General features: G+C 35.1%; 15 protein-coding genes. 7 read left to right on the top strand and 8 right to left on the bottom strand.

Features of this window, described 5'->3' with window-relative positions; genetic code table 11:
- The first annotated feature begins 461 nt into the window (after window positions 1-461).
- From ODE14_RS06760 to ODE14_RS06770, 3 genes are all read left to right on the top strand, one after another.
- Complete coding sequence (locus ODE14_RS06760; protein ID WP_263603459.1) at window positions 462-1,100, top strand: hypothetical protein; 639 nt, start codon at window positions 462-464, stop codon at window positions 1,098-1,100.
- 138 nt (window positions 1,101-1,238) lie between these two features.
- Window positions 1,239-2,144, top strand: a complete 906-nt coding sequence (locus tag ODE14_RS06765; RefSeq protein ID WP_263603460.1) for a hypothetical protein — start codon at window positions 1,239-1,241, stop codon at window positions 2,142-2,144.
- Window positions 2,145-2,265: 121 nt separating this feature from the next.
- Entirely contained in the window at window positions 2,266-3,225 is a 960-nt protein-coding gene (locus ODE14_RS06770) for a restriction endonuclease (RefSeq protein ID WP_263603461.1), read from the top strand.
- A 274-nt stretch (window positions 3,226-3,499) separates the two neighbouring features.
- Here ODE14_RS06770 and ODE14_RS06775 read toward each other — a convergent pair whose 3' ends face one another.
- Both ODE14_RS06775 and ODE14_RS06780 read right to left on the bottom strand, forming a co-directional pair.
- A complete protein-coding gene (locus ODE14_RS06775) occupies window positions 3,500-4,768 on the bottom strand; it encodes a DUF3945 domain-containing protein (protein ID WP_263603462.1) in 1,269 nt (422 codons plus the stop codon).
- A gap of 257 nt (window positions 4,769-5,025) precedes the next feature.
- Window positions 5,026-5,454, bottom strand: coding sequence for a JAB domain-containing protein (locus tag ODE14_RS06780; RefSeq protein ID WP_263603463.1), 429 nt, complete (start codon window positions 5,452-5,454; stop codon window positions 5,026-5,028).
- Between the two features lie 690 nt (window positions 5,455-6,144).
- Between ODE14_RS06780 and ODE14_RS06785 the strand changes: the two genes are divergently transcribed.
- On the top strand, window positions 6,145-7,002 hold the full coding sequence (locus ODE14_RS06785; protein ID WP_263603464.1) for a restriction endonuclease: 858 nt from the start codon (window positions 6,145-6,147) through the stop codon (window positions 7,000-7,002).
- 118 nt (window positions 7,003-7,120) lie between these two features.
- Here the strand turns inward: ODE14_RS06785 and ODE14_RS06790 are convergent, their stop codons facing one another.
- Window positions 7,121-7,210: a hypothetical protein gene (locus tag ODE14_RS06790; protein WP_263603465.1), complete on the bottom strand. Its 90-nt coding sequence runs from the start codon at window positions 7,208-7,210 to the stop codon at window positions 7,121-7,123.
- Window positions 7,211-8,039: 829 nt separating this feature from the next.
- The gene (locus ODE14_RS06795) at window positions 8,040-8,432 is read right to left on the bottom strand and encodes a winged helix-turn-helix transcriptional regulator (RefSeq protein WP_263603466.1); all 393 of its coding nucleotides are present in this window, start codon (window positions 8,430-8,432) and stop codon (window positions 8,040-8,042) included.
- Between the two features lie 71 nt (window positions 8,433-8,503).
- Between ODE14_RS06795 and ODE14_RS06800 the strand changes: the two genes are divergently transcribed.
- The 3 genes from ODE14_RS06800 (at window position 8,504) to ODE14_RS06810 (ending at window position 11,546) form a co-directional block, all read left to right on the top strand.
- On the top strand, window positions 8,504-9,385 hold the full coding sequence (locus ODE14_RS06800; RefSeq protein ID WP_263603467.1) for an NmrA family NAD(P)-binding protein: 882 nt from the start codon (window positions 8,504-8,506) through the stop codon (window positions 9,383-9,385).
- A gap of 258 nt (window positions 9,386-9,643) precedes the next feature.
- Complete coding sequence (locus ODE14_RS06805) at window positions 9,644-9,985, top strand: Crp/Fnr family transcriptional regulator (protein WP_263603468.1); 342 nt, start codon at window positions 9,644-9,646, stop codon at window positions 9,983-9,985.
- A 550-nt stretch (window positions 9,986-10,535) separates the two neighbouring features.
- Complete coding sequence (locus ODE14_RS06810) at window positions 10,536-11,546, top strand: S41 family peptidase (protein WP_263603469.1); 1,011 nt, start codon at window positions 10,536-10,538, stop codon at window positions 11,544-11,546.
- A gap of 74 nt (window positions 11,547-11,620) precedes the next feature.
- Here the strand turns inward: ODE14_RS06810 and ODE14_RS06815 are convergent, their stop codons facing one another.
- The 4 genes from ODE14_RS06815 to ODE14_RS06830 all read right to left on the bottom strand — a co-directional run bounded on the left by ODE14_RS06815 (window position 11,621) and on the right by ODE14_RS06830 (window position 14,955).
- Window positions 11,621-11,968: a nuclear transport factor 2 family protein gene (locus ODE14_RS06815; protein ID WP_241613738.1), complete on the bottom strand. Its 348-nt coding sequence runs from the start codon at window positions 11,966-11,968 to the stop codon at window positions 11,621-11,623.
- 353 nt (window positions 11,969-12,321) lie between these two features.
- Window positions 12,322-12,900 carry an NAD(P)H-dependent oxidoreductase gene (locus ODE14_RS06820; RefSeq protein WP_241613740.1) on the bottom strand — a complete coding sequence of 193 codons (579 nt, stop codon included), beginning with the start codon at window positions 12,898-12,900 and terminating at the stop codon, window positions 12,322-12,324.
- Window positions 12,901-12,945: 45 nt separating this feature from the next.
- Entirely contained in the window at window positions 12,946-13,479 is a 534-nt protein-coding gene (locus tag ODE14_RS06825; protein WP_263603824.1) for a HEAT repeat domain-containing protein, read from the bottom strand.
- Window positions 13,480-13,698: 219 nt separating this feature from the next.
- The gene (locus ODE14_RS06830) at window positions 13,699-14,955 is read right to left on the bottom strand and encodes an exodeoxyribonuclease VII large subunit (protein WP_263603470.1); all 1,257 of its coding nucleotides are present in this window, start codon (window positions 14,953-14,955) and stop codon (window positions 13,699-13,701) included.
- Window positions 14,956-15,076: the final 121 nt, after the last annotated feature.

Here is a 15,076-nt window from a genome sequence, read left to right on the forward strand (position 1 = left end):
ACCCTGTATTGAGCTGGTCAAGAAGGACTCAACATATTTAACAGTATGGTGCATCATATTGGCGGTTATTATTTTAATTAACTTAAAAACATATTTCTACAATCCATGTCTGAAAATTTTTGGATATAGGTATTATGAGATTTCGACAAAGAAGGATGTAACCTATACCATGATATCTAAAGATAAATTGATCAATACCAATCAGGTAAATACTTATTCCCACTTGACGGATTATGTGATTATTAAAAACTAAAATTATGGCCAGAAGCTCTACCACGTGCAATTTTTTCGCAGTCCTTAAGGATGATTCGGTAAGAAAGATTGATCTGTTACAATCTATTACCGAAAATATTAAAAACGTTTTTATTAACAATTCAAATTCACTAATGACCTCTGATACGGAGGAGATTCTTTTTGACGGAAACTTCAAGATAGATGGGGACGAAGTATTATATGTAAAAATGGATTTGCCTGAAAATCTTATTGAAGCTAATACTAATGCAATTGGTTTGGAAGTTTTGGACATTAATAGAGATGATATAAAAGCTTTGATGTGGATTGAAGATGACATTTATTATTTTCAAAATTTTGATAAAAGAAAATTACTTCAGAATAAAAATGTTATTTTTTATAGTGGAAAAACCTATCACAAATTAAAGGAAGATGCACTCATTGTAGAAAATATGGTTAATGCCATTTACAAGGACGGTAAATTTTATTTTAAATCGTACGCCAACGCAAACAAAATTATATCATTAAGCGATTTCTTCGAAGAGGCATCCAACGAAACAATTGAAGAGTTTGCTGGCAATGTGATTTTTGAATTAGATCTGGATTGGCTTAAAGAGAATAGTGATACAATGATCAGAAAGCAAATCACATTGATTCAAAAAAGTCAGGTCATAGTCTCTGCTTCTCCTAAAAAAATTAAGGCCTCAGCCAAAAAATTTAATCTTGATATTGAAATGGAAAACGGTAAACTTAAATTACCAAACGATAAAAAGGCATGTAAAAATATTTTAAGCTTTTTAAATGAGCAATATTATTTTGGACTTATTTCAGGAAAAAAATTTATTACCAACTCTAAAAGAGACGTTTAATTTTTTTTTCTTTGAGGTGCTAAAGCTTAAATGAGTATTTTTTTAAATTATTAAACAATTATCTCTACATAGCTAAAACAGTTTCTCACAAAATAAAACGTAATCTGTTAATTTAATCAATGATTATATATACTTATAATGAAATACAAATTAAAAAGTGAGTTGACCGAAAAGCAAATTGAATCAGATGTTGCAACATATTTAGGGTGGTGTACGCCACCATCGAAACAACCATTTAGATTAATCGATGTTAATGAGCAGATTACCGGCGCGGACAAAAGATTTGATAATGTTTTCCCTATTTATCTCCAATTTAAGGTCTCAGAAGGACTAAGACCGTTAAACGGTCCTATTTTAAATCCGTACTTTAAAAGATTTCCTTTGAATAAAATCCGAACTTTCCGCCAAAGCAACTTTTTAAATGATAATCCCTCATTATATTTTAAATTAAGAGATTTAGCAAAAACAGCAACCGAACTACAACACAATATTCTTTTGAAATTTGCTAATACTGGCTTTTCTCAAGCTATGTATGTTGCTCCACTCACGTTAAGCAAAAGGGAGTACGAAGAAAAGCTATTTGATCGACACAATAGATTTATGAGATATCCATTTTTTGATGAAGATTATGAGATCTATGATTACAGATGGGTATCGCATATATTTCAGGTTCCTTTTCTGAGGGAACATATATCAATAATTCCGCACGAAAGAGTTCTCGATTCAAATCATTATTATTCATTTACAAACACTGGCACTGAGGTTGCGTTTCATTCACCTTTATTATTAGATAATAAAGATGCTAGATTTAGCACAACCTTAAGTACATTATTCGATGAAATGATTTTGAATTTAAAACAGGAACGCTATTACTTTGAGAATGTCATTAAAGCAACAGATAGAATTCTGGAAACTGATTATATAAGTGATTATAATAGAGAAAATGGTCTTGAAATTCTTCAACAAATTGGCAAAGAAATTTATTTCAGGTATGATATAAGACAATTTTTATTAGTTTTTGATTCACGAAAAATCATCCGTTAAAATATGAAAAAGAAATATATAGAATATCTGTTTTTCGTATAATATAATGCTGAACTGAGTTAAAACAACTATTTTAAACTAATTGTTGCTTGATTGTTTTAGTCATCATAACTGTTTAATCATGACACCTTCTGCAAAAGATCAACTAGTCCGTGACCTTCTTGTTTTAGAAAACTCTATAACAAACCCCAAAGATGATCGAGAAATTTGCTACACATTTCATATAGCGATTTCAAAACTATTGTCAAACGATGGTATTACAACGATACTTAATCCAAGCCCAGACACAAGTAACTTTGATTTCATGTGTACAAAGCAGAATTCTCGAGAGAGAATATGCATTTCTCTACAAAACACCAATAAAAATGTTATTGAAGAACGCGTACATGAGAGAGTTTCGTTTGCGTTCAACTATCCTTATGATCGTCTTATTTTATTTGGACCTAAAGGATTTACCACTGAGTGCTATCGTTTTGTAAATGTTACTAACCCTTTGAAAGTTGAGCTCTTAACATTAGATGATCTTAAATCATGGACATCCAGAATAGAGGTAGAATCTGATCAAGCATGTCTTGAATATGAGGACATTATCAAAATTGTTAGTAAAACATTTATAGAGAAAATTGCTAATGACACTAATTTTCTGCTAAAATTGGAATGGAGAGAATTGGAAAAAATAATTGCAGAGATATTTGAGGGTTTAGCCTTTGATGTTAAACTCACTGCACCAAGCAAAGACGGAGGCAAAGATCTAATTTTGGAAATCAATAAAAAAGGAGATACAAAAAGATATCTAGTCGAGGTTAAACACTGGAAATCGAAAAAACAAGTTGGACAAAAATATGTAAAAGAGTTTGTAAATGTTATTTGTAATGAAAAAAGTGATAGTGGATTATTGTTGTCAACATATGGTTTTACTCCAAATGCTTTTGAAGGTTTAACAGAATTAGAAAGAAAAAGTGTAAGGTTTGGAAATGAAGAAAAAATAGTCTCACTATGTAAAACTTACTTAAAAGTTAAGTCCGGAATCTGGACACCTTTAGATGACTTGCAAGAAATCTTTCTTGAACAAACTAAATAATTAAAAAACTAATTATCTATAATTAATAGAATCGGCGACCTTTTTCCAAAAACATATCCCTTCAAAAATCAAGAAATGTTTTAGAAATAGAGCTGCTCCAAACACTGCAAAAATGTGATTCCGACCATAGAGAGGAATCGCATTTTTGCGTCAAATTCCCCCTATCCCATCAACTTCAAAAACCTGTATAGCCTTAACTCTACAGGTTCGAAAATAATATTAAAAGCTAAATAATCCCTTTATATCAGCTTAATTAAGCGTCCACGACAAGTCATTATCTACCCGGCTTCTTAAAAGAAAACACAATCCTCCCAACCTCCTTATCAAAACGAATATACCCTTGATATTCCCTGCCTTTTTTACTAATCAACCCACTGATATAAGCCATCTCCCCTGCCTTTAATTTCTCAATCTGCCATCTGCGAAGAGCTTTACCTCTGAAAGTTGAAGGAACTACAAACTCAAAGCAATGTTCATTATTACCTCCTTTCAATCTCTTGTTAAAGAAAAACTCCAACCACTGCTTTTCTGCATTAAACTGCAAAGTCGCATTAAAAAGCCTTTTACTCTTAGATAACATATTTTCAATAAACAAAGGCTTTCCCAAACGAAGAACCTCCTGCTGTTCCGAACTCAAAACCACGCCACAGACCACCGAAGGAATTCTGACAAAATCCATTGGTAAAGAAAACAGTTCATTCGTCAGCTTATCCCTGCTTATCAATGACGGAACTATGGCTCCTGTGACAGGATTCACAAGCTCTACCACCCTGCCCATATTTCCGATATTCAAAAGATTCAATCGATCCTGCTTTGAAAACTTATGACCCAAAAACTTCTTCCTGAAATCAGGCATTTTTTGTGATCTGTAAACGTGAAGCACCACTTCCCCATTGTCATTTAATTTTAACTGTAATCTGGCATTAACACTACTTCCCTCTTCCCCGTCATCACATCGTACAGGAACCAATACCGAAGACTTAAATCCTTTTAATAATTCATACAAAACATTATACTTTTCCAACATCTCCCGATCAAGTCCAATCCGAGATACCGCATCCCAGTCTACATCTTCGATCTGATAACGGTATCTTGGATTAATTACATGAGCAGATGGTCTCTTAGAATCAGAAATCCCATTCGAGCTATCAGTCTTCAACTTCTTTTTATTCTTCAGAACCTCCACTGCATCAATCGAAACCTCATACTGCTTCAGATCTTCTCTATCGATCGATGAAGAACTGTCGATATAATCCTGTAATTCCAACGCAGTTTCCACCGCTTCAAATTCTTTCACCTTAAAAAATGAATAGGCTTCGGGATTTTTAAGCTGATTATAAAAATCCGCATAGAATTCAGTAAAAGACTCTGCTGAAGAATCGATTCGTATTATCGAATCGACACCAGCAGAATCTGGAGCAACATCGATAAGATGTCCATTTTGACTGACATTCTGAACCATTCCAACGGAATTATTACTGTGGTGAAGTACCAATAAGGTATTGGCTTCTGAAATTGGTGTATTATTGATTGTATTATTCATGACGTTGATTTTATGAGTTGTTATTATTGTCTTTAGTCTTTAATTAAAATTGATGTACAAACTTGTTTGAAATACCTGCAATGGATTAATACCTCCTTCAACGTATAGATTTGTGTATTTCAACAATATTGTAAGATGAATCGTTAAAAAAGCTGCCTTAAGAGAACCCTTTCTCATAAGCTCCCAACTTTTACAATTTCATTGCTTTGTAAAAGCCTGAGAATTTTGTTTTACATTTTAAGACAGCTTTTAAGAATTTATATCATCCCATCATCCGCAAAGGAATAATGTGAATCTGAAGTCAGGATCACATGATCCAGCAAAGTCATATCCATCACCTTGGATGCCTCTTTAATCTGGGCAGTCATTTTAACATCACTTGAAGAGGGATTCAAATTACCTGACGGATGATTATGCGCAACAATAATCCCGGAGGCATTACAAAGAAGAGCCGCCTGTAATACAATTCGGACATCTACCAATGTTGAAGAAATTCCGGATTCGGATATTTTCTTAATTCCTAAAACCTTGTTTGCCTGATTCAGATACAATGCAAAGAAAGATTCCCGATAGTCCATCTCATCCCCATCGAAATGCTCCCTGAAAATCTCCATTGCATCCCTCGATGACGCTATAGACCTTTCACAATTTCCTTTTCTTGAATAGCTCAATTTGATTTCGTTCACAATATTGAATTTCATGTCATCTGCTCCGAGTGCGGCGGAGACTTGTTTTTCCCGCACCTTCAATTAAAAACCTTATCGATTATGTAATTGCAGCTTGAAGGAAACTTTGACTTTTTCTATTCTACTTAATCGTGTGATGTAATGAATTGATTCAAAATATCTGATAAAGCGTTAACGCTTTATTCTGATTATTCGGTCAACAATTTCATTATCTATACTGATTGATATCAAAAGAATAATAAGGATCAAAATTTCAATGAACTGCATTTGCATCTTGTGAGGTTTCTGACTTTTCTATGCGGATAACCCATTCAGGCAGGCACAATGAAAACTGCAATCAATTCCTTGAAAACAATATAAAAGCAGATTGATGAAAGCCTGAAATATTTTTGTGGAGGTTTTGGAATCTCTGATTCCGGATACCCAAAAAGATTTTTTTCAGCAGTGACAACGGAATATATTTGCTATAGAAAATGAGAGAACCTCACATGCAATATAGATTTTGAATAAAGTATTGAATACTGCTTTGAAATCAGAAATGATGATATAGACCGATAATGTTAAGATCATATTTTTAAAATATCACGTTTTCGTCTATATTTATGAAGATTTTCAGCATAAATAAATTTACTTGTTAGTTACTGAAAATCTAGTGTATTTTTTATTTTTAATAACCCTGAAACTATCCTGATGGAGCAGAAAAACAACTTGGACTGGGCGCTGTATGAGCATGTGACCAAATACATTTATGAAACTCTGGGAAAAGAATACAATGTCAAAATAGAGGGATATGGTCGAGAATGCAAAATATTAGGTGATTCAGGAGTATATCATCAGATCGATGTTTTAACATCTGAACCTGATGGTGATACTACTTGTAAAACAGCAATTGAATGTAAATATTTAAAAAAGAAAGTAGATAAAGATATAGTAATGAAGCTACTTTCAATCATTAATGACACGGATGTAAATCGTGGCATAATCGTGTCAAAAAGTGGATTTACACGAGATGCAAAAAAATTTGCTGAGCATAACAATATTAATATGGTTCATTTGAGAGAGGTTGGCGAGCAGGATCATCATGTCGAAAAAGAAACGGAAATAGCATTGTTAGATTTTGTAATTTCTACTCATCTTAAACGACCTGAAATTACTGCAATACAAGTGGAAGATGATAATGGAGAGAAAAGCTCAATACTTGAGAAAGACCAATATCAGATTATAATTGAAAACAGTAATGGATATAAGATAAAATTATTTGATGCAGTTATGGTATTTAAAAGACACTTGCATGATCAAAAGTCATTTAAGCTTGTATCAAAAAAATATGATTATTCTGACCATACAATCTATTCTAATAATACTATTAAAAAAATTAAGAATATTACTTTTACAGGATTACTTACTGAAAAAAATGAAACTCATCAAAAAGCATTTACATTAACAGACCGTGTATGGCTTATTATGAAATCAATCTTTGAACGGCAAATGTTTACTATTTCAGAATATGGCATAATCGCTGTAAGTAAAGATGAAAACCTATTATAACAATCCTCTTTAAATCCCATATTTTTTTCACTTTCGATAATAAAACCTAATCAACCCAAAATGGATTAAACTACACAATTTCTTGTGAGACTTTATTGCTGAAGCCCGCTACTAATTTTCAATTAAACGACTGCCTGAACTGCAAAGGTGAAACATTGGTTTTCATCTTGAAGAGCTTACTGAACGATTGCGAATGTTTAAAACCCAAGCCATAGGCAATTTCCGAGACGGAAAGATTTGTAGTGAATAAACTGTCGATTATAAAATCGATTGCTGTAATTTAATAGCAGTTCTATTTGCGACACCAGAACATCTTGGCTAAAGCTGTCAATATTATTGTTCAGTTCAGTAGCTATCGAAGCAAATAGATTGGCGATGATCTCCTTTTCCTTGGCTGATAAAAAACAGGGCTTCCGAAACATCATAAGAGAAAGATCCATATTGGTTTATTGTTTTTCCCAACGGATAATTTCGAATAAAGTCCGAATAAAATAGAGAGCCATGCCTTCATAACTCTCTATTTCTTCCGGTGGTAAAACGATCAGCCTAGGTTTTAAAAACGCCAATCCACCTTCTTCAAAATCATAATATCCCTGTCCTTATTTGATGTGTCCTGTAAAAGTAGGTTTAAAAGAAATCTTATAAAAATCAAGACCCCTTTTGGGAACATCTCAATTGAAACATCATTGTAATTCAATAGATGAATTTTTGAGGCTCTTTTCAATAAACCCCCTGAGCGTGTATATTTCATTGTTGATCAATTTGCTTCTCAGCAGAAAAGAGATACGAACTCCTATGGAAAAGTGGTCACCTTCTGAGAACAGAAGGTCATAAAGATAATTACCATACGCTTTCCCTCCACCAAAGGAATATCTACCTCTCAGAAGATGTAAGTTTAACTTTCAGAAAACCTTATCCACAGGAGCACGAAATAGGATTACCACGAAAAAAGAAGATCAATTGAGTAAATAATCCATTTAAATCACATTACCCCTAACATATTTAATTATTTGATTTATAGATTATTACTGAAAAAATTAACCCTCCTTATCTGGATAAAGAGATTTCATCACTTGTTGGCGGTTAGACAGGCCAAAATCAATCAGCGTATTCAAAACTGTCCAGATTTCCTGAGCGTGCTCGGTCAGGGCATAATAAGTAATATCCTGAGTCGGTGTGTATTCAATTTTCTTTTGTATCAGTCGGTGTGCTTCCAGTAATGAAAGTTCAGAACTTAAAACTTTAGGAGAAATACCTTTCAAAACTTCAAAAAAATCTTTAAATCTCAGTTTTTCGTGATAATGTAAATCCAGAAGGATAGAAAAGCGCCATTTCCCGCTTAAAAGGTCCAAAGTATCACGTAAAGCTATAAATCTTTGCTTAAGTATCTGTTCATTGTCTATACAAGGTTTTATCTTCTTTTCCATCATACTTTCCTAAAGGTTACCAATTACAAATATACTAAACGGAGAAAGTAAATTTGTTCAAAAGAATTTTAAAAATGAAAAAAATATTGGTAGCTGGAGCTACAGGAAAACAAGGAAGCGCAACAGCTTATGAATTATTACAAAATGGTTTTGAAGTATTTGCATTGACCAGAAATCCGCAGTCACAGGAAGCAATACAGCTGGAAAAAGCCGGGGCTCAATTGGTAAAAGGGGATTTGGAAGATGTAGAGGTTTTAAGAAAAACATTGGGCAAAGTGGATGGTCTGTATTTGGTCTTACCTGGTGTTTGGGTATCTAGTGTAGAAACGGATGAAGCTGAAGCTGCATTAGGCATACAAACTTTGAAATTAGCCGAAGAACAAGGCGTTCAATTTGTGCTATACTCTTCTGTGATGGCTTCGGATAAGCAGCACACTTTCCGTCCTAAATTTAAATTTACCATAGAAAAATACCTTCTTGAGAGCAAATTGCAAGGTGCTGTAATACGACCTGCTTCTTTTATGGAAAATCTTATCTTACCAAGTTTTGGATTGGGTGAAGGAAAATTTGTTAATCCATTACCTGAGGAAACTGCCATCTCTTGGATTGCTACAAAAGACATCGGAACTTTTGCACGTATTATACTTCAGAATTACAAATATTTTAATGGAAAAACTATTGATTTTGGAGGTGAATTGTTTACCCCAAAACAGGTTTTAGAATTGTTGGAAGAAAAATTAAATCAGCCAATTGAATTCATACAGGTTCCTGTCGAAATTCTGTATCAGCAAAGTGAAACGTTTGCACAATTGGTAGAGATGATCGCTAAAGAAGGTTATGATCCTATCAATTATGATTTAATTTCATCGTGGATGCCGAAGCTGACAAGTTTCGAAGAATGGTTGGATACTGAAGGTGGGAGTAAAATCAAAGAATTACAGGCGGCAGCTAATTAAGTTGGATCACATTATTAGTCTAATTAAATTTAAATAAAATGAAACCGCATAGACGTTCAAAGTGATATGCGGTTCTATATTTTTTAGAGAATCCGCAGATCAATTTAACCTATCGATATCTGATATTTCGATATTGAGATATGTTTTAAACTAAGTAAATTGCAGGTCATTAGTTGCTATTAAAATGTCCAATTTTTAAATATTTTTCGATTACATTCAAGAAATTCAGGCAAAAGTGCTGTCAGAAATGATAGGCTTTTGTTGACAATACATTTCAAACCGAGAAAACTCCGAAAAAGACAATACTTTTTACAAGGAGGTGACGTTTGCAAATTCATTGCGTTTATTGTGAAAGGTTCTGCAAAGACTTTTACAGTGGACGAAAAAGGACACGAAAATATATTAAGATTGTCGATAGAAAATTGGTGGCTTACAGATTTTGAAAGCTTTTATAAGTTAATACCAAGCCGATTTCATATTGAAGCGCTGGAGAAACTTGAAATCCTGCAAACAACAAATGCGGAAATTGAAGAATTTCTCAAACATATTCCTGCATTTTCAGCAATGTCCGACATAATTAGTCAAAACAGTACTCTCTGAATGAAATAATAACCCTGAACGTATTTTTTCAGGAATTCACTTTAGGCTGGTAAAATTGCAACCGCATTTTCTAAATAGAATTATTAGTTACTTTTCATGTAATCATTCAAACGACACAAAGATAATGAACAGAAGTAGCCCATTTTAGCTTGATCTGACAAATCATCAAGAAAATCAGACGACTCTTCATATAGTTTTTTCAATGTTTGAATATAGCAAAACTTTTGCGATTGTCTGAAGACGAGATCAAATACAGGGTAACCATCGAAAAAATAAGAAGCAGGAAACGTTAAAGGCTTTTCAATGATGCACCTTATTGTTTCCTAAAAGTTCAAATGACTATGACAGCTATGCTAAAGGTGGAAAATCGCAAAGAAGCAACGATCTAGTACGGTAAATCTGTTGAACTTCATCACCAAAAAAGCAACAACCTGCAATTTCTGAAATATAAATAATTGCAAGCCGAATGTGAAAGTCAAGCCTCAGCCTTCGCTTGAAGTAATTTTTTTTTCTGTAGCTTGCTGCTATGTTACTATATCCTATTTTGAATATGATCAAATCTTTTCTCTTCTGCATCTTTCTACTGTTTTATACTTCTTCTTCCTCCCAAACTTTTAGAAATGACAGCATCAGATCATTTGTGGATACCTCCATCGATCTGATCCGATCAAATGCGGTCGAAACGTCCAACATCAAGTTGATCGAAAGTACATTATACAATAAAGCACGAAACCTTGACTCAGTTTCAGACCTGGCTCCATTATACACCGAGGTTTTCAAACTGCTCAACGACTATCATGGAGGCCTTAAATACAAGGGCAAAACTTACGGATGGACCCAACCCGCAGGTTCCGCCAATGCATATCTGAAGGAAAAGTTAAAAACTGAGAAGGCCGTGGTCAGCCAGCTGATCGATAAAACAATCGGCTATATCAGGATACCGGGCAATGATGACTTCGGCTTTAAAAAGGTTGATAGTATTGCGAACGATATCACCACCCATATCAATAAAGTCAACTCAGCAAAGGTCAAGTCCTGGATCATCGACCTGAGAGTTAACACCGGTGGCAATATGTACCCGATCTTACTTGGCATGAAGGAATTCATCGGCAGTGACAATATTGTTTTCGGTGGATTCAGGAATTCAAAAGGGGAATCATCAGGGCGATGGGAGATCAAAGATGGCAAAATGATGATCGATGGTATTGAACTTATAAGACAGGTCCCTTTAACAGTTCCGATCAGAAAAGATATACCGATCGTTGTTCTGACCAGCTGTTACACCGCCAGCGCCGGTGAAATGACCGCCATATCATTGATCGGAAGAAAGAATACGTATGTAGTAGGTGAACCGACAGCAGACTACACGACCGCTGTACAAGGTTTCAGGATCAATAAGGATGCTGGGCTGAATCTGTCTACCGATCATGTAGTAGACAGAAATTTAAAGATCTACAGAGGGAATATCAAGCCTGATGTTGAGTTTCTGCAGGGTGATAACCTTGAAGATCTCAAGAGGGACAAGAAAATCATAAAAGCAATGGAGCTGTTGGAAAAATAGAACTGAAAGTTGCAATGTGGAATATTCTATTCAACATTGACAACAATCGTATCCATTAACCCGCAGTTCAACCTTTAAGGTTTCTTCTCTATGACGAATGCTTTCAGCTCCGCAATTTTCCCATCTTCAAATCGCCAGATATCACAATAGTCAAAATGTTCATATTTTCCGGTCTTATTTTTTAAACTGATGCTGCCTGTTACCGTGACAAAGTTGCCGTCCTCGATAGCCAATTCAACGTCAAATACCGGTGGTTCGATATAGAATTCTTTCATATAAGCCCGAACCTCCCCTTTTCCATTAAGGATACGCTCGCCTACAAATACCCACTTCGTATCAGAGGTACAGTAAGCCAAGAAACTTTCATAATCGCCTTTTGACACATATTCATTGGCCGTATGCAGGATTGTTGTGTTGTTCATATTTTTCTGTTGTTTTAGATGATTGTTTTTTAATTGCGCATCCATGTTCACTTTTAAAAGCAAAAGTGAGATAATGATCAATGATCTTTTCCTATTAAAAGCTGAATTTAATAGATATTAGATTAGGTTCTAACCGATATCTTCAATGGTGTTGATTCCAAATTCTGACAAACTTTTGATGATCATGTCCTCCGAAACAATTGCTTCAGGAAGAAAGCAGGTAATCAAACCGGAAATCAGGAGATTCTACAAATAATATTATTTTATTAATAAGTTTTATTGATCAATTACCTGAACTTTAGAAAATGCTAAAATTTTAGATAATATTTTATCAAAGAATAAGTTTAGAAAAATTAACTTTGTCTGATGCCCGCCGATCTTACTTTCTCAAGCCAAACTTTGCGCTGATGGTCATTGGAGGTTTTAATGATTCCGATGTAGGTAACTTTTACCGGTTTTATCCCACAAAATTGTAAAACCGATTTTTTGAGCTGATTTACACTCGGCCTTCCGAACATTAACCTGTAATATAAGCCCGGTTGATCCAATGTTGTAATAATATGCGCTGTTCGGCCTTTCAGGAGTTTGTCCCACCAGACAGAATTTTCTCTGTACTTAAAGGCGCGTCCCGGCAAAAACAACCTGTCAACAAATCCCTTCGTGATCGCAGGTAAGCCTCCCCACCATACAGGATGGACCCATACAAGATGATCTGCCCAGATGATCTTTTCCCAAGCTTCCGTAAGATCAGGTTCCAGTTCCATTATTTTCTGATATCCGAACTGAAGGTTAGGGTTAAAATTGAGCTCCGCAATAATAATTTCCTTTACTTCAGCGCCGGATTCAACAGCTCCCTTTTTATAGGCTTCAGCAATTCCAAAATTAAAAGATGCTTTGTTCGGATGGCCGTTAATAATCAATATTTTTTTCATGGTTTTAATTATTTGTTTTTAAATATTTTCTCCAAAAAAATCTTATCAGTGTCTTTTTAGCACATGATCGCAGGTGAAAGCAATACGCTGATCCTGAAGGTCCCATTTTGATATTTCCATTTTCACCAGTTCTCCATACTTCTTGCTGATATCCCTTAACGAATTGCCTACTGACTTCCGGAGATATTCGCTATCACCCGATCTATGCTGGCTTAGAAGATCAATAGCGACCTCAGGATGCGTTTTGAAATAAGGCCTACCTGTCCTGATCCTTAGTCCTTCGGTAACCGCACGGCAAACATTGGGATGCTTATCGCTGAGCCAAGCTTTAATTTCAGGGAGTGAACTTTCGTAGCCATTATCTTTACAGTACCGATCGAATGCTTTTGCAATAATTTCCTGTACCTGCCAGCCTTCATCCGAACGAGCAGTATCCTTAAGCAACAGAAGTACCGTACCATCTCTGGCTGCAATAAATCCCAATATAAAGATGGCACAACATCTGACCTGGTAATAGTCACTCTTTAGCATATCTACAGCTAAAGCTTTCGACTCCGATAGATCTTTGCAGCCAACGATATATTACGCCTCAGTTTCAAACGGCTTAAAGCCATGCTCCACCGCTGCCAATTTCTGTGCAAGTGTATTCATTCTCTTCTAATTACTACGCAATTTACAAATAGCGTGCGACAAATTACAATTCAGTGGCGTGATCAAAATCTTAGGTGAAAAGTTCTTACGAGAAACTTTATTGAGGTCACCGCAGAAATTAAGGAATTAAAATAACCTTAAGACATTCTAAAAAGCTTTAGCCAATGCAAAACCAATAACAAGTGCTACAATAGCAGCGATAACTACCTTTGTAAGATTATTTTTGCTTTCCGCTGCTTCGGCACTTAATTTTATATTTTCCTTTATCAGAGATTCCATTCCTACTTTCAAGGAAATTGTCTTTTCGTTAATGGCAGACTGCATATTCTTTTCATGCAATGTTGAGATCTCCTTTTTGTAGCTTTCCATTTCTTCTTTACGTTTCATCTCCTGTTCAGCGAAGTTCTTCTGCGTGTCCTGAAGCTGCTTAACAGACGATTCCTGAAGTTTCTGGAATTCTTCGTTTCTTTTAGATAGTTGTTCAGTTAAGGTTTTAACCTGCTCAGAGAACTGTTTGGAAACATCTTTCTTAACCTCATCGATCAATAGTGCCCTTGAATTGGATCGTTCCAGAGACAGTTTTTCTGCTATGGCATGCAATCCTGCTCCATAGTCATGGGGTAAATGGAAACGTTTATCTGCAAGTTTGTCAAGCAAGGTCTCATCGACCGTATGTCCGATTGCTGTGATAGTTAACGTATTAAGCTCAATGAACAGCTCAGAAAGCTGACTATTATTAAACGTCTCCATGCTCTGACGGTCGCCTCCTCCCCTTACCAAAGCAACTATATCATACTCCATCGACGAGATTTCATTCAATTTGGAAATGATTGCCGTTGCGGAGGTAATATTACAACTATGGTCATCGATCTCAAAATATTGCACTGAAACATCCAACCCCTCAGAAAAATCCTTGTGAACAATAGCATTATTCCCATAAATATTGGCAATCTTTACCTTTTCATCTTTCAGCATCTTATCTCTGATAAGGATCTCAAGATCTTTTGATCCTGTTTGAAGTTTTTTCTGTATCAGCTCATATCTTTGCAATTCCTCTTCCGATATAGACTTTTCTTCCTGCTGGATGATCTCGTCCACTACAAATCTTAATTCAATAGATGAGTTTTTGATGCTCTTTTCAATATATCCTCTGAGCGTGTATATTTCATTGTTGATCATCTTGCTTCTCAGCAGAGAAGAGATGCGAACCCCTATGGAAACGTGGTCACCTTCTGAGAACAGAAGGTCATAAAAATAATTGCCGTAGGCTTTACCACCACCAAAGGAATATCGACCTTTAAGACAGATGACATTAACCGTTGCATTCAGCTTCAAAGCATTGCTGAAGATTCCAATGACGGACGCCGGCGAATAAACCGGATACATGATCTCTTGTTCTGACATAGATAAAAATCATTCAAAAAAATTCCCAACAAAGATATTGTTATTTGCTACTAATTAAAAGGTGCTCGTTTTAAAGAAGTTTCAACTTTTCTGTAAAATCAATAAAATACCCTTGATTGGG

It is taken from the genome of Chryseobacterium sp. PET-29 (assembly GCF_025736815.1).
Classification (GTDB): domain Bacteria; phylum Bacteroidota; class Bacteroidia; order Flavobacteriales; family Weeksellaceae; genus Chryseobacterium; species Chryseobacterium nepalense.